The organism is Paraburkholderia sp. GAS199 (assembly GCF_050436585.1).
In the GTDB taxonomy this organism is placed as follows: domain Bacteria; phylum Pseudomonadota; class Gammaproteobacteria; order Burkholderiales; family Burkholderiaceae; genus Paraburkholderia.
On record NZ_JBNDMM010000005.1, the window covers coordinates 380,409 to 398,089 of the forward strand.

Sequence of the window (17,681 nt, forward strand, 5' to 3'; positions counted from 1 at the left end):
CGCTCCTCAGGCCGTCAGCGGCCAGAAACTGCCGAACTGTCCGCTCAGATAGACGAGCGGCGCGGCCGGCTGCGTGTCGACCTCGAGGTGTTCGACCGCGCCGATCAGGATCGCGTGCGTGCCGTATTCGACCAGATCGTGCAGACGGCAGGTAATCGACGCAACGCTGCCGTCGAGCGTCGGCAAGCCGGACTCGCCGGTGCGCCAGGCGCCGTTGCCGAAACGCGCATCGCCGTCGGGCTTGCGTGAAAACGCCACGGCGAGTTCCGCGTGCGACTGCGCCAGCAGATTGACGCAGAATCGGCCGCTCGCCACCAGCGCCTCGAATGCCGACGCGTGCCGGTTCACCGAGACGACCAGCGCGGGCGGCTCCATCGTCAGCGAAGTCACGGCGGTCACCGTCATGCCGTGACGCTCGCCTTCATGCACGGTGGAGACGAGCGCGACACCGCCCGCGAGCCGTCGCATGGCCTGACGGAAGGTGGCCTGCACGTCGTCCGTATCGTCAACGCGAGTTGCCGCGGGACGCGTCTGAAGGTCGGCGTCGCTCATCGCGTGTTCTCCAGTTCGATCGGAATGTCGATGTCGAGCAGAGGCGCGTGCTGCTGCGAGCCGTACACGTCGGTGTCGCCGATATCGCCCGACGAAACGAGGCGCGGCAAGGTCGCCTTGAAGGCGCGCGCGGCGCGATACGGCGTAAGTTGCACCTGGTCGGGACGCACGCCATAGAGCCGCGCGAACAGCTCGGCCTTCAGAATGCCGGTGGCCGCGACGCGGTCGTAAATAGCGTCCGTTTCGAACACGATATCCAGCGTGACCATGAACGGTCCCGCGTTCTTGCTGCGGCAAACGCTCGCGAAATCCTTAATGGCTGGCACGATGGTCTCCGATATTTTCGTAGCGGATCGGGAACAGCGCGAGCGCGTTCTCCGGTTCCAGCAGATGGCAAATGGAAAAGCGGTACACCTGGCCCAGATCCAGGTCGGACGGCGAAAACGGAATGGCCATGTTGCCTTCCTTGCACAGCCGCCCGGGAAACTCGGAGTGGAGAATGGTCGTGCGTGCAATCGCCAGCACGGCTTTGGCCGTCTCGCGATCCTGCGCGACCACTTCGGCCACGATGGCCGTTTCGTGAGGATGACGTTGCGCGAGCGGCAACGGTTCGCGCTCGCCCATCACACCGTTCTGTCCGTAGACGCGAAAGTTGAGCGTGTAGGTATCGGACGGCGCACCGAACGCGGCCGCTTTCTCCTCGACGATCTCGCGCGAGCGCACGAGGTAGCGATCCATCTGCGCCTGCAGAACCGGATCGCGCGTGGCGCACAGTGTGATGACACGATGCCCGCGCGCTTCCACGCCTTCGAGCTTGACCGTGTACGGCGCCGGACGCCAGCGCATGCCGGACACCCGCACGGCGCGTTCGGTCACGGCCTCGAAGCTGCATTCGGAGGTATCGAGCATGCCGCCCGGCTCGTGGTGATGAACCGGGCTGCTGTTTTCGTGCAGCGCAAAGTACGCAACCGAGCGCGGCGTGCACGCCTGCTCGGGATGCATCGGCTCCAGTTCCACATGATCCGCACGCAGCGTCGCGAGCAGACAGCCCTCGCGCTTGGGCAAGGCGGGTTCGGCGCCGCATTCGAGCATCTTGCCCGCGTACCAGCCGAGCGCCGGCGAAAAGCCGGCGCGGATCGCCACCGCCGCCCACGGTGCCGGGTCGGTGCTGCGGCCCGAGAGAATCACCTGGGCGCCCGCGTCGAGTGCCGCGATGTACGGCTCCGGTCCCATTGCGCCGACCACGCGCACGGCTTGCTGCACCAAGTCCGCCGTCATCGGCGGCAAGCCACATAACGGACGCGTCTTGCCGGCATTCACGTGTTCGAGCAGCACGTCTTTGGACACTTCCGAATTGATTACGGCCAGTTTGAACGACAGCTTTTCTTCGTTGGCGATTTCCTTGACGATCTCGACCATCATCTGCAGATGCGGATCACCGCCCGCGCCGCCGCACGTGCTGACGATCACCGGAATGCCACGCGGCACGGCCGCGGCGAGCATGATGCGCATGTCGCGTTTGGTCGCCATGCGCGAGGTGAACGATTCGCCCGACGCGAGGTAGTACGGGCCGGGGTCGGAGCTGCCGCCGTCGGCGCCGATGAGATGGGGATTGCGCGCGAGACCCGCTTCGAACGCGCTCTGCGCGAAGCCATAGCCGAGAATCGCAGTGGTACTGAGCAATCTGAGTTCTTCTTTGGGTTCTTCCATTACGTTGTCGTCTCCGTTGTGCTTCTGAATGACATCAAGCGTAATTTGACGGGCTGCGGGCTGCTTGCATATCTGTTATGCAGCGCGTGGGAATTGGTCCGGGAAAGGGAGTGGTGGACCGCGTGCGTGGTGGTCCGCAACGGGCGTGCGGTGCCGCGCGCAATCCACCACGATTCGACGCGTGGCGCGCTACGCGTTCGTGCCGGGAATCACGCTCATCGAGAGCATCGCTTCCGGCACGGGCTGTTCGAGTGCGCGAAACGTGGTGTCGGTGATGATGCCGCGAAACGATTGCTCCGCGAAATCCGGATCGCCCGATCTGAGCGCCTCCAGAAACGCGCGGTGATGATGCACCACGCTCTCGCCGCGCACTTCGTAACTCACATTGCTTTGCTGGTAGAGCCGCACGAGCGAACTGATGGAATGCCATGTGGTCAGCAGCATGGCGTTGCCGGACAGCGAGCAGACCAGCTCGTGAAATTCCCAGTCCACTTCGCGCAGCACGCTCGCGTCGCGCTGCGCTTCGGCGCGTTCGAGGTCCGCGAGCGACGCTTCCAGGCGCGCAAGCACATCGGGCTCGCGGCGGCAACGCACCGCCACGAGCCGCGCCGCAAAGCCTTCGAGCACGGCACGAACGCCCGTCATATGCAGGAAATCGTCCTGCGACACCTGCGCCACGTAGGTGCCCTTACCTCTGATGGTAAAGACGAGCCCGTTCGCCTCCAGCGACTTCAGCGCCTCGCGCAACGGTCCGCGGCTCACGTTCAGCCGCTTCGCCAGTTGCGTTTCGACGATCCGTTCACCTGCCTTCAAATCGCCCGCGCGGATCGCACCGACAATCCGCGCTTCGACGAGTTGCGGCAACGAGTGCTGGTGCGGCAGCTCCCAGTCCGCGCCGTTCGCATGCGCATTCATCGGCATGGTTCCTTTTCGACGTGATCGGCGCGCGCGGCACGATGGCGCCGGGCGTTCATCAGATCGCGCCTTCTTCCCTGAGCGTAGCCAACTGCTCCGTATCGAGACCGAGCAGGTCGCGATAGATCGAGTCGTTGTGCGCGCCCAGATCCGGCCCGAGCCAGTCGATGCCGCCAGGCGTCGCCGACAGACGCGGCACCACGTTCGGCACGGCCAGTTCGCCGATACGCTCGTCGCTCATGTACTTGATGTTCTCGCGCGCGGCGTATTGCGGGTCCTCGAAAATTTCGTCCACGGCGTACACCGGCCCGCACGGCACCTGAAACTGCTCGCAGCGCGCCAGCACTTCGTCGCGCGAGAACTGCCCGGTCCATTCGCCCACGGTCTGATCCACCAGCGCACGGTCGCGTTCGCGGCCCGAAATGTGCCCCCACTTGCCGGTGCCGGCCACTTCCGGCATGCCCATCGCTTCCGCCAGTCGCGCGAAAATCTTGTCGCTCGTGCAGGCAATGGCGATCCAGCGTCCGTCGCTGGTCGGATAGTGACTGTGCGGCACGACGTTCACCGTGCCCGGACCCATGCGTTGCCGCACGAAGCCGTTCTGCTGGAACGACGGCGCGAGTTCATCGAGGATGCGGAAAATAGGCTCGTACAAGCCGATATCGACGAACTGGCCTTCGCCCGTGCGCTCGCGCGCCTGCATGGCGAGCAGCGCGCCGAACGCGCCGTAAATGCCGGCCATATAGTCGGGAATGGTGGCCGAGCCCGGCGTGACCGGCGGACGGTCGGGATAGCCGGCGAGAAACGACAGTCCGCCGAACGCATTGCCGATGCGCCCGAAACCCGGACGGTCGCGATACGGACCGGTTTGTCCGAAGCCCGAGATGCGCACCATGATGAGCCGCGGATTCAGTTCGTGCAGCACGTCCCAGCCGAGTCCCCACTTTTCGAGCGTGCCGGGCTGGAAGTTCTCCACGAGGATGTCCGCGTCCGCGATTAGCTTCTTGAGCAGCATCGCGCCGCCGGGTTTGCGCAGATCGAGCGTGATCGACTTCTTGTTGCGGCACTCGGAGAGCCACGGCAAGGTCATGCCGGCGTCGGTCATCGAGCCGAAGCGGCGCAGCGCGTCGCCCACTTCGGGCAATTCCGCCTTGATCACTTCCGCGCCGAATTCGCCGAGTTGCGTCGAGCAGAACGGGCCCGCCAGAAAGCTCGACACGTCGATCACGCGGACCCCGTCGAGCGGGCGGACATTGCGCGCGCCGGTGTTGCCTTCGTTGGTGGTGGATGATGCAGTCATTCAGTGTCTCCTGTGAGAATGTCGATAGTTAGTCAGGCCTTGCTCGCGCGCGCGTCGATCTGCGCGGCGAAATCGAGCACGCGCCGCGCGCGATAGACGATGGGGTAATCGATGAAAGCGCCGTCGAGCCGGATCGACGCCACGCCTTCCGCTTCGGCGCGCGCGAATGCCTCGACCACGGCACGGGCCGAGACGATCTCGGCTTCGGTCGGCGAGAACGCGCGATTCACCGCTTCGCACTGCGCCGGGTGGATGCACAACTTGCCCTGAAAGCCCATGCCGCGCGCGCGGACCGCCGAGCGCGCAAGACCGTCGGCGTCGTCGAGACGAATCCAGACGGTGTCCACGGGCGCCTGCAATCCCGCCGCCCGCGAGGCCAGCACCAGCGCGCTGCGGTAGGCGTTCAGTTCCAGTTCGTCGTCGCTCCAGACGAGGTTCATGTCGAGACAGAAATCGCCTGCGCCGAACGCGAAGCGCTTCAGACGCGGCACGCGTTGCGCAGCAGCGGCGCACAACGCGCCGAGCGCGGCGAAACCCGCGCCGGTCTCGACAATCGGCATCAGTTCGACCGAGTTCGCTTCGAGACCGCGTTCGCGTTCGTGCTGCGAGATCAGCCAGTTCGCCGTATGCAACTGCTCCACGGATTCCAGCTTGGGCAAGACGATGCCGTCGACGCCCGCCGCCACCACGACCGCGAGATCGCCGAACGCGTAATCCGTATCGAGCGCATTGATGCGGACGTAACCACGGACATGCCGGGCGCGTCCGGCACGCCCGAGCGCCTCGACGACCTGCGCCCGGGTCGCGACCTTCTCGCTCGCGGCGACCGCGTCTTCGAGATCGAGAATCGCGGCGTCGACGTCGGCGGCGAGCGCCTTCTCCACGCGTCGCGCGTGATTGCCGGGAACGAATAGAAATGTGCGGGACAGCGCCATTCAAAGTCTCCTCATGAAAGTTCAGTCGAGCTCGGCTTCCAGGCTCTCCAGCGTTTTGCCGCGCACATTGGGGCCGATCGCGGCGAGCAGGATCGCCATCGCGACATACGCGACGCCGACCGACGACACCACATACAGCGGGTTCTTCAGCGTGAGCAGCGCGGCGGCGACCGCGAACGGCGTGATCGCGGAAGCGAGCCGCCCGATCAGCGCCGCCGAACCGAGGCCGCGCAGCCGCACGCCGGTGGGCAAAATCTCCGGGATATACGTCGCGAAGCCGACCGACGAGATGAAGAAAATCGCCGCGACGAGAACCAGCCCCGTCACCATCAGCCCCGTCGGCGTGCTCTGCTGGGCGTAGGCGACGCCGGCCGCCGCCGCGATCAGCGCGGCCACGACGAGCGCCCAGCGCCGCTCGACGCGATCCGCGAGCAGGATGCCGAGCAGCGGTCCGATGAAGCCGCCCGTGAAGCTGACGGCCGCGAACGTGAAGGTCGAGCCGAGCGTGAGACCGCGCGAGACGAACAGCGTCGGCAGCCAGCTGATCAGCACGTAGAGTCCGGTGAGGTGACAGATGTTGAAGACAATCGCCAGTGCGAAGCGCTTGCGTACCACCGGCGCGAACAGCGCGTCCCAGCCGAGATGCCGCACGGGGTCGCGGGTCGGTTCGGGGTCCGGCAAGGATTGGCCTCGCCGCACGATGTCCGCCTCGATCGCGTCGAGTACACGCCCCGCTTCCTCGTCGCGGCCCACCGAGGCGAGCCAGCGCGGCGATTCGGGCAACAGCCGTTTGTTCGCGAAGACGAGCAGCGCGGGGATCACCGAGAGCAGAAACAGAATGCGCCAACCCATCTCGACGCCCGTGTTCGGCACGATGAGACGCGCCATCAAGGCACCGAACGGCAGGCCGCCGTTCAGCAGCAACGCCACCGCCGACTGGAAGCGTCCCCGATAGCGCTTCGGCGTGAATTCGTTCAGATAGGCGTAGCCCGTGACGGTCACGGTGCCGATGGCGAACAGATTGAGCGTGCGGAACGTCAGCAGCATGCCGTAGCTCGTCGCCAGACCGCAGCCGAGGCTCGACAGGCTGTAGGCGAGCACGGTGGCCTGAAACAGGCGCCTGCGCCCGATACGGTCGCCCAGCACGCCCGCCGCGATCGAACCGAACGCGGCCGCAACGAGCGGCAACGAAATGAACATCGCCGTGGTGGCGGGCGTGAGCCAGCCGTGTTTGTGCAGCGCCGGAATCACGAAACCGGTGACAGTGAGATCGTAGCCGTCGAAGAACATCGCGACGCCCAGGATCGCGAACAGGGCCCAGTGAAATCGCGCGAGCGGCAGGCGTTCGAGCCGTCCAGCGATGTTCAGCGTCGAGCTGTGATCGTGCGCGAAGGCACGCGACTGTTGCGCCTCGTACGAGGCGAGCGTGGCCGGCTTCATGATGCCCTCCGCGCGGCGAATGCCGCAATGTCGAGCGTGCGTTGCATGCGCGGCACCAAGTCGATCGCGACGAATTCACCGTCGACGATGGCCGTCCCTTCGCCGCTTGCCTTGACCGTCTCGAACGCCTCGACGATGCGGTGCGCGCGTGCGGTCTCTTCCTCTGTTGGCGTGAAGGCGCGATTGACCGCGTCCACTTGTGCCGGATGAAACACCACCTTGCCGCTGAATCCCAGTTCGCGCGAGCGCAGCGCATCTTCATGCGTGCCTTCGGGATCTCGCAGACCATGCAGGTAAGGCGCGTCGATCGCGTCGCAGCCGATCGCGCCGGCTGCCGCGACGATCGTCGAGCGCGCCCACAGCAAGGCAGTCGGCGTGATTTCCGCGCCGGTTTCCATGGTGTAGTCGCCGGAGCCGAAGAAGAGCGCGCAGCAGCGCGGCGACGCGTCGGCGATGGCGAGCGCGTTGAGTACGCCACGCGGCGTTTCGAGCGTGACGATGATTTTCAGCGGCACCTCGCGTTTGTGCGACTGCCGCGCCTCGGCGGCGGCAAGCGCGTCGTCGAGCCGGCGCAATTGGTCCGACGTTTCTACTTTCGGCACCAGCAGCGCGTCGCAGGAGCCAAGCGGAATGCCGTCGAGATCGCGCCGGCCGTCTTCCGTGCCGATCGCGTTGATCCGCACGACGCGCTCGCGGCCGCCGAAGTCCAAAGCCGGCATCAGCCTCATCAGATTGGCGCGCGCTTCCTCACGACGGCCGGGCGGCACGCCGTCTTCGAGATCGAACACGAAGGAATCGACCGCGAGCTTCATGGCGCCTTCCATACGCTCGGGACGATGCGCGGGCGTGATGAGCATGGAGCGGCGAATGCGGCGAGTCATCTGTGACGGAGTGCTATTCATCGCGGCCTCCGCAGCATGGCATGCGGCTATTCGTGCGATGTTTGCACTCGGACCACCGGTATTGCACCGATGAATGGAATCGCGCCGGCGGGCGCGGATAGAGCACGCGAAAAGTCATTCGATCGTCTCCTGAAAGATCTCGCCGGGACATGGCCGGTGAGTCGTCGATTCATTCTGTCCTTCTGTCGACAGTCGGACGATCAGGGTTAACGCGCCGCCGCAGCGTGTCGCGCAGGCCGGCATTCAAGCCCTTCGATTCTCTGCGAAAGCGCGTGGCATAAGGCTTTCGCGCGTCGCCACACGGCGTTTCTCGCGCGCCGATATTCGCCCGCTGCATAACAGGTATCTGAGCGACCGGTCGAGGCGGTCAATACGCTTCAATACGCTTATTCAGGCGCCGACCCGTCATTCCGCAAGAACGGGACGCGCTTCATATCATTCGACCCATTGGCAGGAGACACCCATGAACATCGGCGCGGCCGACGGCGCTTCGGCGCATCGCATCGACGAGGAAAAGCTGTACAAAAAGCTCCTGTGGCGCATCGCGCCGATCCTGTTTCTATGCCACCTGTTCTCGTTTCTGGATCGCGTCAATATCGGCTTTGCGAAGCTCGGCATGCTGGGCGATCTGAAAATCGGCGACTCGGCTTTCGCGCTCGGGGCGAGCATGTTTTTCGTCGGCTATATCGCGCTGGAAATTCCCAGCAATATCGTGCTGCACAAAGTGGGCGCGCGCCGATGGATCGCGCGCATCATGCTGACGTGGGGCATCATTTCCGCAGGCACGATGTTCACGGCGGAACTCGCGCATTTCTTCGGTGTACAGAACGCCACCATGTTCTACATCTTGCGTCTGCTGCTCGGCTGCTGCGAAGCGGGCTTTTATCCGGGCATGCTGCTCTATATCGGCTACTGGTTTCCTTCCGATCGTCAGACCAAAGTGACCTCGGGGCTGTTGCTCGCCTTGCCGACCAGCCTCATGTTCGGCGGTCCGCTTTCCGGCTGGCTGATGTCGCACTCGCACGGCGTGCTCGGTTTTAGCGGCTGGCAATGGATGCTGGCGATCGAAGGACTGCCCGCCGTCGCGCTGGCGTTCCTCGTCTACTTCGGTCTGTCGGACAAGATCGCCGACGCAAAGTGGCTCACCGACGCCGAAAAGCGCTTACTGGAACGCAACGTGGTGGCCGAGCGCGAGCACAAGTCGTATCGTTTCGGCGTTGCGCTGCGCGACTACCGCGTGTGGATCGTCGCGGGCATCATCTTCACGTATGCGACGGGCTGGTATGGACTGTCGTTCTGGCTGCCGTCGATCGTGCGCGAATCGGGCGTGAAGGACACCTTCCAGATCGGGCTGCTCACCGCCATTCCCTTCGTCTTCGCCACCGCCGCGATGATCTTCAACGCGTGGCATTCGAGCAAGACAGGCGAGCGCCGCTGGCATGCCGCGATTCCCGCTTTTCTCGGCGGAGCGGGTCTGATACTCAGCGCGGTCTTCGCCGGCAACGTGCCGGTCGCGATCGTCTGTCTGTGCGTGGCGGCCTCGGGCGTGCTCGGACTCACGCCCGTGGTCTGGACGTATCCCAACAGCCTGCTGTCAGGCACGGCAGCGGCGGCGGGCATTGCCATGATCAACTCGTTCGGCAGCCTCTCGGGCATCGCAGGTTCGATGATCACCGGCGTGGTGAAGGAGATGACCGGCAACATCAATAACGGCACATTCGCGCTCGGGCTCGTGCTGCTGTGCACCGGCGTACTCGTGCTGTCGATACCGGCCGCGACTTTCGCACGCGGCCGGGCCGCCCAGGCTCGCGCGGACGAACAGCTCGCCGGCGACGTGCTGACCGACTCGCCTGCGTAAAACGGCGCGAAGCGTCGCTTACTCCACCGCGCGCCAGACGCCGTTTCGCACCAGCGATTCGGTTTCTTCGCGCACGATGCGGTAGAGCGCCTTCATCGCGAGCGTGGCTTCTTTTTTCGGCGAGAACGCGATGGAGAGCACGCCGGATAGCGCCGGATCGTGAATCCGCCGCGCCTTGAGCGTGCCGTTCGCGAGGCGCTTTTCGACGGCGGCGAACGGCGCGATGCTGAAGCCGTGACCCGCGGCGACCAGATCGAAAATGCCCGCCATCGCATCGACCTCGACCACCACGTTCAGCGACAGGCCGCGCTCGTTCGCGGCGTCCTCGGCGAGCGAGCGCAAACCATGCGGCCGCGGCGGCAAAATCCACGGCAGCCGCGCAGCCTCGCTGAAGGCGAGCGCCGCGGTGGGACTCAGCACCTGCGCGTCCGGCGGCCCGATCAGCAGCATTTCGTCGGCGAGCAGCGGTTCGACACCGATCGTGTTCATCGACGACACGTTATAGAGCACGCCGAGATCGAGCTTGCCGGTCATCAGCCATTCGAGCACGTAGCCGCTCACGGCCTCGCGCAACCGCAAGCGGACTTCGGGACATTCCGTGCGAAAGCGCCGCGTCAGCGGCACGAGCAGATGTTCGCCGAGCATCGGCGGAATGCCGATGGTCACCGTGCCGCCTGGGCTTGCGCGCAGCGCCTGCATCTGGCTCACGGCGCTATCGGTGCGCATCAGGATGTCGCTGGCGGAAGCAAGGAAGGTCTTGCCGCCTGCAGTCAACGACATGCCGTGTCCGTTGCGGTACAGCAGCGGCAGACCGAATTCCGCTTCCAGACTCTGGATATGGCGCGTGAGCAGAGACTGACTCACGCCGAGCAGCGTGGCTGCTCGCGAAAGACTGCCTTCGCGCGCGACGACTTCGAAGTATCTCAACTGTTTCAGTTCCAACTGAGCGTCTCCGGTCCGGGTGTGGCTCGACATGGGGCGGCTGGTGCGAATGCTCATGGCGTTGTCGACGACCTGAATAACAGGTATGCAAGCGATGCCCGGTGCCTCTGGCTATGCTCACACGGTTCCTGACGATAACAATGGGAGAACGAATGCTGCCAAGGACGCCGGGCTTTTCTCTGAACGGCAAGGCCGCACTGATTACCGGGGGCGGACGCGGCCTTGGCCTCGCCAGTGCGGCGGCGCTGGCCCAGGCCGGCGCGCATGTCACGCTCGTCGCGCGCTCCGCCGACGAACTGAAGCACGCCTGCGCACTCATCGCGGAAGACGGCGGCCAGAGCCGCTACATCGTTCTGGACATCACCTGGGCGCGTGATGTCGAGCGCGAGATCGAAAGCGCGCAAGAACGGCACGGACCGTTCGACATTCTCGTGAACTGCGCGGGGACCAATCGCCCGAAGCCGCTGGTCGACACGCAGGACGACGACATCGACGCCATTCTCGATCTCAACGTGAAAGCGGTGTTCCATGTCTCGCGCGTGGTGGCGAAGGGCATGTTGCGCGCCGCCCGGAGTGGCTCCATCATTAACGTATCCTCGCAGATGGGCCACGTCGGCAGCCCGGGGCGCACGGTGTATTGCGCGTCGAAACACGCGATAGAAGGCATGACGAAGGCGCTCGCGTGGGAACTGGGTCCGCACGGCATCCGCGTGAATACGGTGTGTCCGACCTTCATCGAAACGGCCTTTACGGCGCCGATGTTCGCGGCACCCGGCTTTCGCGACTGGGTTACCCAGCGCATCGCGCTCGGACGCGTGGGTCGCGTGGAGGAAGTCATGGGCGCGATCGTGTTCCTCGCCGGCGACGCGTCGACCCTGATGACCGGCAGCGCGCTCATGCTCGACGGCGGCTGGACCGCGGTCTGAACCAACACGAACAGGAAAGAGGAGACACATGAGCAGATCACCTGAAGTGACGAACGACCGGCCCGTTGCCATCATCGGCGCGGGTCTGGTGGGCGCGGGATGGGCCATCGCCTTCGCCCGCGCGGGACTCGCCGTGCGGGTCTACGACGCCAATCCGGACACGGCGGCGGCCGCCCTTCCGTGGGCCGCGAGCCAACTCGACGCCCTGCATCGGCACGGCTTGCTCGAAGAGGCGCCGCAGCAGATCGTTGCGCGGCTCACGCTGGCGCACTCGCTCGCCGAGGCCGTGGACGGCGCGGCCTATGCACAGGAATCCGTGCTGGAGCGCGTCGACGTCAAGCGTCGGCTCATGCAGGACATCGACGCCGTGGCGGACGAGACGCTGGTTGTCGGCAGTTCGAGCTCGGGCATCATGGCGTCGGATTTCGCACTGGACCTCGCCATCTCGCCGCGCGTGCTGATCGCGCATCCGGTCAATCCGCCCTACCTCGTGCCGGTCGTCGAACTCGTGCCGTCCAGGCAGACCGCGCCGCAAACCGTGGCGTTTGCCGACACGCTCATGCGCGGGATCGGCCAGAGCGTCGTGCATGTGCGCAAGGAAATAGAGGGCTTCGTGCTGAACCGTCTGCAGGCCGCGTTGCTGCGCGAGGCGTGGGCGTTGCAGCGCGACGGTATCGCCAGTTGCGAAGACATCGATAAAACCGTACGCGACGGACTCGGCTGGCGCTGGTCCTTCATGGGACCGTTCGAGACGATCGACCTGAACGCGCCGGGCGGCGTGGCGGACTACGCGGCGCGCCTCGGACCGCTGTACCACTCGATCGCGCGATCGCGCATCGGCGACGGTCCGTGGGACGAGCAGCTGATCGCGCGTGTCGAACAGGACCGGCGCTCGCAACTCCCCGTCGACCAGCTCGCCGCTCGCCGCGACTGGCGCGAGGAGCGGCTGATGGAGTTCGCCGTCGCCAGGCGCGAAGCAAAGCGCGACTAGCGTGCTCTCCGGTGGGCGCCTGGCGTCATGAGACATCACACCGCCAGGCACAGATACTTGATGACCACGTAGTCGTCGATGCCGTAGTGCGACCCTTCGCGCCCGAGGCCCGATTGCTTCACGCCGCCGAAGGGCGCGACTTCGTTGGACAGCAAGCCGGTGTTGATGCCCACCATGCCGTATTCGAGCGCTTCCGCCACCCGCCAGACGCGGCCGATATCACGGCTGTAGAAGTACGCGGCGAGACCGAATTCGGTGTCGTTGGCCATGCCAATTACTTCGTCATCCGAACTGAAACGGAAGATGGGCGAGAGCGGCCCGAAGGTCTCTTCTTTCGCCACCTTCATCGCGGAGGTCACGCCGGTCAGCACCGTCGGCTCGAAGAAGCCGTGGCCGAGCGCGTGCCGTTTGCCGCCGGCCGCAAGCGTGGCGCCTTTGGCGAGCGCGTCGTCGATATGCGCCTCGACCTTGCGCACCGCCGCCTCGTTGATCAGCGGGCCCATCGCGACACCGCTTTGCGTACCGGCGCCCACTTTCAGCCGGCCCACTGCTTCGCTGAGTTTCGCGGCGAAAGCATCGTAGATGCGCTCATGAACGTAGAAGCGGTTCGTGCAGACGCAGGTCTGGCCGCTGTTGCGATACTTCGACGCAATCGCGCCTTCCACGGTGGCGTCCAGATCGGCGTCGTCGAAAACGATGAACGGTGCGTTGCCACCGAGTTCGAGCGTGACCTTCTTGATCGTCGGCGCGCTCTGCGCCATCAGCAGGCGCCCCACGGCGGTCGAGCCCGTGAACGAGAGCTTGCGCACGATCGGATTGCGCGTCATCTCTTCGCCGATTTCCTTGGGGTCGCCCGTCACGATGGACAGCACACCCTTCGGAATGCCCGCGCGTTCGGCCAGCACGGCCATCGCCAGCGCGGAAAACGGCGTCGCTTCAGCGGGTTTCACGACGATCGGACAACCAGCTGCCAGCGCCGGGCCCACCTTGCGTGTAATCATCGCGGCCGGAAAATTCCACGGCGTGATCGCGGCGCACACACCGATCGGCTCTTTCGTCACGACGATGCGTTTATCCGCGGCGGGCGTGGCGAGCGTGTCGCCCGCCACACGCTTGCCTTCTTCCGCAAACCATTCGATGAACGAGGCGGCGTAAGCGATCTCGCCCTTCGCTTCGGCGAGCGGTTTGCCCTGCTCGGTGGTCAGAATGAGCGCGAGGTCGTCCGCGTGCTGAAGCATGAGGTCGAACCAGCGGCGCATCAGAATGGCCCGCTCTTTTGCCGTCTTTTTGCGCCAGGCGGGCCACGCTGCGTTGGCGGCGTCGATCGCGCGCCGCGTTTCGGCCGCGCCCATTTTCGGCACGCTCCCGAGCGAGGCGCCGTTCGACGGATCGGTTACTTCGAAGGTCGCGCCATTGTCGGCGCGCTGCCATTCGCCGTCGATAAAAGCGTCATGCCGCAGCAGCGTCGGATCGTCGAGCAGGTCTTTCAGGTTCGTTGTCATGGAGTGTGTCGTTGGTACTGTCATTCGGTAGCGCGAAACGCGAAGCCGCCGTTCTCGCCTTCGTCGACATAGCCCGCATGCGGCGCCATGAAATGACCGGGCAGCAACAGCGCGCGATGCTCGCAGGTCGCTTCGAGCACGCGTCGGCGCGTGTCGGCGGACTGCTTCTGGTCGATACAGCCGAAGCAGCTCCACTGCGGATACTTCACCTGGATCGGGTGATGCAGGATGTCGCCGGTGAGCACGGCGCGCGCCTCGCCCGATTTCACCCAGATCGCCACATGACCCGGCGTATGACCCGGCGCCGGTTCGAGCACGAGGCAATCGGCAATTTCGGCGTAGTCGTCGACGATCAGCGCCTGACCCGCTTCAATCACCGGCAATACGCTGTCCTGATACGCGATCAGGTGCGGACCCTTGGCGTCGGCCGCGAGTTTGGCCTGCCAGAAGTCGTTTTCGCGCCGCGAAAACACGTACTTCGCGTTCGGGAAGGTCGGCACCCACCGGTCGCCGATCAGCCGCGTATTCCAGCCGATATGATCGGCATGCAGATGCGTGCAGAGCACGAAGTCGATGTCTTCGGGCGTCGCGCCCGCCGCCGCGAGCCGGTCGAGAAACGGCGTGTCGAGTCCGCACCAGTCGGGACGGCCTGGACGGTCCTTGCCGTTGCCCACGCAACCGTCGATCAGGATCTTGTGACGCCCCGTGTCGAGCAGCCACGAATGCATGCTGAGCAGCAGGCGGCCGCTCGCCGGATCGTAGTGGCCGGGGGCCATCCACGAGAGGTTTTCCGCGAGCGCTTCTTCAGTGGCAAGCGGGAAAAACCGGAAGAAGTCGAACATGCTGTCGACCATCTCCTCGACGAGTGTGACGCTCACCTTGCCGATCTGGAAGCGGATCATGCGGTCTGGTCTCCTCGTGCGCCGCTTGCGTGGAATCGTGCTTCTTCCTCGGCGCGCGCGTCCTCTTCGTCGAGACGCGCGAGCGGAATGCCGGCCGCTTCACGCAGCGGCACGATGGAGAGCACCGAGATAACCGCCAGCACGCCGATATAGCCGACGAGGGGCATGTAGCCGCCCGCCCACGCGATCAGCATGGCGGCGATCATCGGCGTGGGTCCGCTCCACGACACGGTGGCGAGTTGATACGCGAGCGACACACCGCTGTAGCGCACACCGGAACGATACTGTTCGGCAAAAAGGCTCGGCTGCGCGGCCTGCACACTGCCTTCGCCGATCGCCATCGCGAGGCTCATCGCCAGCACGATCAGCGGATAGCTGCCCGTGTTGAGCAACAGAAAATACGGGTAGATGAACAGCCCGAGAAAAATCATGCCGCCCATGAACACGGTCTTGCGTCCGATTCGATCGGACAACGCGCCGAAAGTAGGATGCGCCACCAGCGTGCAGGCCGCCGCGATCATCAGCGCACGCAATGCGTCGGTGCGCGCCATGTGCAGATTCTGCGTGAGATAAACCAGCGAATAAACCGCCACCACGTAAAACGCCGCGCACTGCACTGCCTGCGAAGCGACCAGCAGGAACGTCGTGCGCTTGTGGTTGCGCAGAATGGTGGCGAGCGGCACGGTCGGCGTTTCGTGCGAACGGCGCATCCGTTCGATGCTCGGCGATTCCGCGAGCCGCCGGCGAATCACGATGCCCACGATCACGAGAATGCCGCTCAGCAGGAACGGCACGCGCCATCCCCATGCGGCGAACTGCTCGGTGGTGGTGAGCGCGGTGGTGAGCGCCATCGCGCCCGTCGAAAGAATCAGCGCGCCGGGAATGCCCATCTGCGGCCAGCTGCCGTAAAAACCGCGCTTTTTTGCGGGTGCATGTTCGATCACCATCAGCGTCGCGCCGCCCCACTCACCGCCCACCGCGAAACCCTGCACGAAGCGCAGAACGGTCAACATGACCGGCGCGGCGACGCCGACGCTCGCATAGGTCGGCAACAGGCCGATCAGGAACGTGACGCCGCCCATCATCGTGAGACTGAGCACGAGCATCGCCTTGCGGCCGATGCGATCGCCGAAATGCCCGAACACGGCTGCGCCGACCGGCCGCGCGATGAAGCCCACCGCGAAGCTCGCCAGCGATGCGATGGTGCCCGCGACGGGGTCGAAGGTCGGGAAGAACAGCTTGCTGAACACCAGCGCCGCCGCTGACGCGAAGATGAAGAAGTCATACCATTCGAGCGTCGTGCCGATGGTGCTCGCGAGCGCGACCCGCCGGATGTCGGTGATGTCCGCGGTTTGTGCCATGTGTATCTCCTGAAAACTGCGTTTCCATTCTAGTTATGCGTGCCGGGCGAGTGCTGCCACGGCTCGATCCGTCAGGCACGCTGTCCCGCTGCGTGCCGGTCGTGCACGTCCGTCTCTTCCGCCGGCAGCGGCTCCAGGCTGCCGAGTTCGCCGCCCGCGGCTTCGCGCAAGGGCACGATGGCGCACACGGAAATCACCGCGGCAATGCCGACGTAGGCGACGAGCGGCCAGTAGCTGCCCGCCCACAGCACGAACAGCGCCGCGAGGATCGGCGTCGGCCCGCTCCAGATCACGGTGGCGAACTGATACGCCACCGAAACACCGCTATAGCGGATCGACGCGTGATACTGCTCGCCGAACAGACTGGGTTGCGCGGCCTGCGTGCTGCCCTGGCCGAGCGCCAGTGCCAATGTCATCGCCATCACGATCAGCGGATAGCTGCCCGTGTTGAGCATGGCAAAGAACGGATAGATGAAGAGGCCGAGGAAAATCATCTCGCCCATGAACACTTTCTTGCGGCCGATACGATCCGACAGTGCTCCGAACAGCGGTTGGGCGAGAAAAGTGAAGAATGCGGCGATCATCAGCGCGCGCAGCGCGAGCGGCCGCGGCACATGCAGATTCTGCGTCAGGTAGACGAGCGAATAGACCGCGAGAATATAGAAGCTGGTGTTCTCCGCCGCCTGCGACGCGATGATGAGCGCCGTGCGCTTTTTCTGCGTCCTGAACACGGCCGCAATCGGCAAACGCGCTTTGGCGTCGGCGCGTTGCAGGCGCTTGAAACTCGGCGACTCCGACACGTTCCTGCGAATCACGACGCCCACGACCACCAGCACGCCGCTCAGCAGGAACGGAATACGCCAGCCCCATGCGGCGAATTGCTCGGGCGTGGTGAGCGCGTTGGTCGCGGCCATGACACCGGTGGACAGCAACAGCGCGGCGGGAATGCCCATTTGCGGCCAGCTGCCGTAGAAACCGCGCTTTTTCGCGGGAGCGTGCTCGATCACCATCAGCGTCGCGCCGCCCCACTCGCCGCCTACCGCAAAGCCTTGCAGGAAGCGCAGCAGCGTAAGCAGGACAGGCGCGGCCAGACCGATGCTCTGGTAGGTCGGCAACAGGCCGATCAGGAAGGTGACGCCGCCCATCATCGTCAGGCTGAGCACGAGCATCGCCTTGCGGCCGATACGGTCGCCGAAATGGCCGAACACGATGCCGCCGAGCGGCCGCGCGATGAACCCGACCGCGAAACTCGCCAGCGACGCGATGGTGCCCGCAACCGCATCGAAAGCGGGAAAGAACAGCTTGCTGAAAACCAGCGCGGCCGCCGATCCGAAGATGAAAAAGTCGTACCACTCGAGCGTCGTCCCGATCGCGCTCGCGATTCCGACGCGCCGGATATCCGAATCGTTTGCCATGTCGTCTCCTGACTGCCTTGATATTTTTTT

General features: G+C 64.9%; 16 protein-coding genes. 3 read left to right on the forward strand and 13 right to left on the reverse strand.

The window, feature by feature from the left end; all coding sequences use genetic code 11:
* Nucleotides 1-6: 6 nt before the first annotated feature.
* From P3T18_RS21255 to P3T18_RS21290, 8 genes are all read right to left on the reverse strand, one after another.
* Nucleotides 7-552 (reverse strand): flavin reductase family protein, encoded by a 546-nt coding sequence (locus P3T18_RS21255; RefSeq protein ID WP_429301934.1) that lies wholly within the window; start codon nucleotides 550-552, stop codon nucleotides 7-9.
* Complete coding sequence (locus tag P3T18_RS21260; RefSeq protein WP_429301935.1) at nucleotides 549-878, reverse strand: DUF4387 domain-containing protein; 330 nt, start codon at nucleotides 876-878, stop codon at nucleotides 549-551. The genes P3T18_RS21255 and P3T18_RS21260 overlap by 4 nt, the downstream gene beginning before the upstream one ends.
* Nucleotides 865-2,262 (reverse strand): acyclic terpene utilization AtuA family protein, encoded by a 1,398-nt coding sequence (locus tag P3T18_RS21265; RefSeq protein WP_429301936.1) that lies wholly within the window; start codon nucleotides 2,260-2,262, stop codon nucleotides 865-867. Before P3T18_RS21265 ends, P3T18_RS21260 begins: the two co-directional genes overlap by 14 nt.
* A 189-nt stretch (nucleotides 2,263-2,451) precedes the next feature.
* Nucleotides 2,452-3,177: a GntR family transcriptional regulator gene (locus P3T18_RS21270; RefSeq protein ID WP_429301937.1), complete on the reverse strand. Its 726-nt coding sequence runs from the start codon at nucleotides 3,175-3,177 to the stop codon at nucleotides 2,452-2,454.
* 58 nt (nucleotides 3,178-3,235) lie between these two features.
* Nucleotides 3,236-4,477: a CaiB/BaiF CoA transferase family protein gene (locus P3T18_RS21275; RefSeq protein WP_429301938.1), complete on the reverse strand. Its 1,242-nt coding sequence runs from the start codon at nucleotides 4,475-4,477 to the stop codon at nucleotides 3,236-3,238.
* A gap of 32 nt (nucleotides 4,478-4,509) precedes the next feature.
* Nucleotides 4,510-5,412, reverse strand: coding sequence for an HpcH/HpaI aldolase/citrate lyase family protein (locus tag P3T18_RS21280; protein ID WP_429301939.1), 903 nt, complete (start codon nucleotides 5,410-5,412; stop codon nucleotides 4,510-4,512).
* A 21-nt stretch (nucleotides 5,413-5,433) separates the two neighbouring features.
* Nucleotides 5,434-6,852 (reverse strand): MFS transporter, encoded by a 1,419-nt coding sequence (locus tag P3T18_RS21285; protein WP_429301940.1) that lies wholly within the window; start codon nucleotides 6,850-6,852, stop codon nucleotides 5,434-5,436.
* Complete coding sequence (locus P3T18_RS21290; protein ID WP_429301941.1) at nucleotides 6,849-7,754, reverse strand: HpcH/HpaI aldolase/citrate lyase family protein; 906 nt, start codon at nucleotides 7,752-7,754, stop codon at nucleotides 6,849-6,851. The genes P3T18_RS21285 and P3T18_RS21290 overlap by 4 nt, the downstream gene beginning before the upstream one ends.
* Nucleotides 7,755-8,217: 463 nt before the next feature.
* Between P3T18_RS21290 and P3T18_RS21295 the strand changes: the two genes are divergently transcribed.
* Nucleotides 8,218-9,612 carry an MFS transporter gene (locus P3T18_RS21295; RefSeq protein ID WP_429301942.1) on the forward strand — a complete coding sequence of 465 codons (1,395 nt, stop codon included), beginning with the start codon at nucleotides 8,218-8,220 and terminating at the stop codon, nucleotides 9,610-9,612.
* An 18-nt stretch (nucleotides 9,613-9,630) separates the two neighbouring features.
* Here P3T18_RS21295 and P3T18_RS21300 read toward each other — a convergent pair whose 3' ends face one another.
* Nucleotides 9,631-10,554, reverse strand: coding sequence for a LysR family transcriptional regulator (locus tag P3T18_RS21300; protein WP_429301943.1), 924 nt, complete (start codon nucleotides 10,552-10,554; stop codon nucleotides 9,631-9,633).
* Between the two features lie 152 nt (nucleotides 10,555-10,706).
* Here P3T18_RS21300 and P3T18_RS21305 point away from each other — a divergent pair, with 152 nt between their 5' ends.
* A complete protein-coding gene (locus P3T18_RS21305) occupies nucleotides 10,707-11,480 on the forward strand; it encodes an SDR family NAD(P)-dependent oxidoreductase (protein WP_429301944.1) in 774 nt (257 codons plus the stop codon).
* 28 nt (nucleotides 11,481-11,508) lie between these two features.
* The gene (locus P3T18_RS21310; RefSeq protein WP_429301945.1) at nucleotides 11,509-12,471 is read left to right on the forward strand and encodes a 3-hydroxyacyl-CoA dehydrogenase; all 963 of its coding nucleotides are present in this window, start codon (nucleotides 11,509-11,511) and stop codon (nucleotides 12,469-12,471) included.
* Between the two features lie 35 nt (nucleotides 12,472-12,506).
* On the opposite strand, the gene P3T18_RS21315 is transcribed toward P3T18_RS21310, so the two are convergent.
* From P3T18_RS21315 to P3T18_RS21330, 4 genes are all read right to left on the reverse strand, one after another.
* Nucleotides 12,507-13,973, reverse strand: coding sequence for an NAD-dependent succinate-semialdehyde dehydrogenase (locus P3T18_RS21315; RefSeq protein ID WP_429301946.1), 1,467 nt, complete (start codon nucleotides 13,971-13,973; stop codon nucleotides 12,507-12,509).
* A gap of 20 nt (nucleotides 13,974-13,993) precedes the next feature.
* Complete coding sequence (locus P3T18_RS21320) at nucleotides 13,994-14,875, reverse strand: MBL fold metallo-hydrolase (protein ID WP_429301947.1); 882 nt, start codon at nucleotides 14,873-14,875, stop codon at nucleotides 13,994-13,996.
* A complete protein-coding gene (locus P3T18_RS21325) occupies nucleotides 14,872-16,236 on the reverse strand; it encodes an MFS transporter (RefSeq protein WP_429301948.1) in 1,365 nt (454 codons plus the stop codon). The genes P3T18_RS21320 and P3T18_RS21325 overlap by 4 nt, the downstream gene beginning before the upstream one ends.
* Before the next feature lie 71 nt (nucleotides 16,237-16,307).
* On the reverse strand, nucleotides 16,308-17,651 hold the full coding sequence (locus tag P3T18_RS21330) for an MFS transporter (RefSeq protein ID WP_429301949.1): 1,344 nt from the start codon (nucleotides 17,649-17,651) through the stop codon (nucleotides 16,308-16,310).
* Nucleotides 17,652-17,681 lie beyond the last annotated feature (30 nt).

Bases quoted from the DNA above. Each gene is read 5' to 3' on its own strand.
- P3T18_RS21255 (WP_429301934.1), bottom strand. From the start codon at position 552: ATGAGCGACGCCGACCTTCAGACGCGTCCCGCGGCAACTCGCGTTGAC.
- P3T18_RS21265 (WP_429301936.1), bottom strand. From the start codon at position 2,262: ATGGAAGAACCCAAAGAAGAACTCAGATTGCTCAGTACCACTGCGATT.
- P3T18_RS21270 (WP_429301937.1), bottom strand. From the start codon at position 3,177: ATGAATGCGCATGCGAACGGCGCGGACTGGGAGCTGCCGCACCAGCAC.
- P3T18_RS21275 (WP_429301938.1), bottom strand. From the start codon at position 4,477: ATGACTGCATCATCCACCACCAACGAAGGCAACACCGGCGCGCGCAAT.
- P3T18_RS21280 (WP_429301939.1), bottom strand. From the start codon at position 5,412: ATGGCGCTGTCCCGCACATTTCTATTCGTTCCCGGCAATCACGCGCGA.
- P3T18_RS21285 (WP_429301940.1), bottom strand. From the start codon at position 6,852: ATGAAGCCGGCCACGCTCGCCTCGTACGAGGCGCAACAGTCGCGTGCC.
- P3T18_RS21290 (WP_429301941.1), bottom strand. From the start codon at position 7,754: ATGAATAGCACTCCGTCACAGATGACTCGCCGCATTCGCCGCTCCATG.
- P3T18_RS21295 (WP_429301942.1), top strand. From the start codon at position 8,218: ATGAACATCGGCGCGGCCGACGGCGCTTCGGCGCATCGCATCGACGAG.
- P3T18_RS21305 (WP_429301944.1), top strand. From the start codon at position 10,707: ATGCTGCCAAGGACGCCGGGCTTTTCTCTGAACGGCAAGGCCGCACTG.
- P3T18_RS21310 (WP_429301945.1), top strand. From the start codon at position 11,509: ATGAGCAGATCACCTGAAGTGACGAACGACCGGCCCGTTGCCATCATC.
- P3T18_RS21315 (WP_429301946.1), bottom strand. From the start codon at position 13,973: ATGACAACGAACCTGAAAGACCTGCTCGACGATCCGACGCTGCTGCGG.
- P3T18_RS21320 (WP_429301947.1), bottom strand. From the start codon at position 14,875: ATGATCCGCTTCCAGATCGGCAAGGTGAGCGTCACACTCGTCGAGGAG.
- P3T18_RS21325 (WP_429301948.1), bottom strand. From the start codon at position 16,236: ATGGCACAAACCGCGGACATCACCGACATCCGGCGGGTCGCGCTCGCG.
- P3T18_RS21330 (WP_429301949.1), bottom strand. From the start codon at position 17,651: ATGGCAAACGATTCGGATATCCGGCGCGTCGGAATCGCGAGCGCGATC.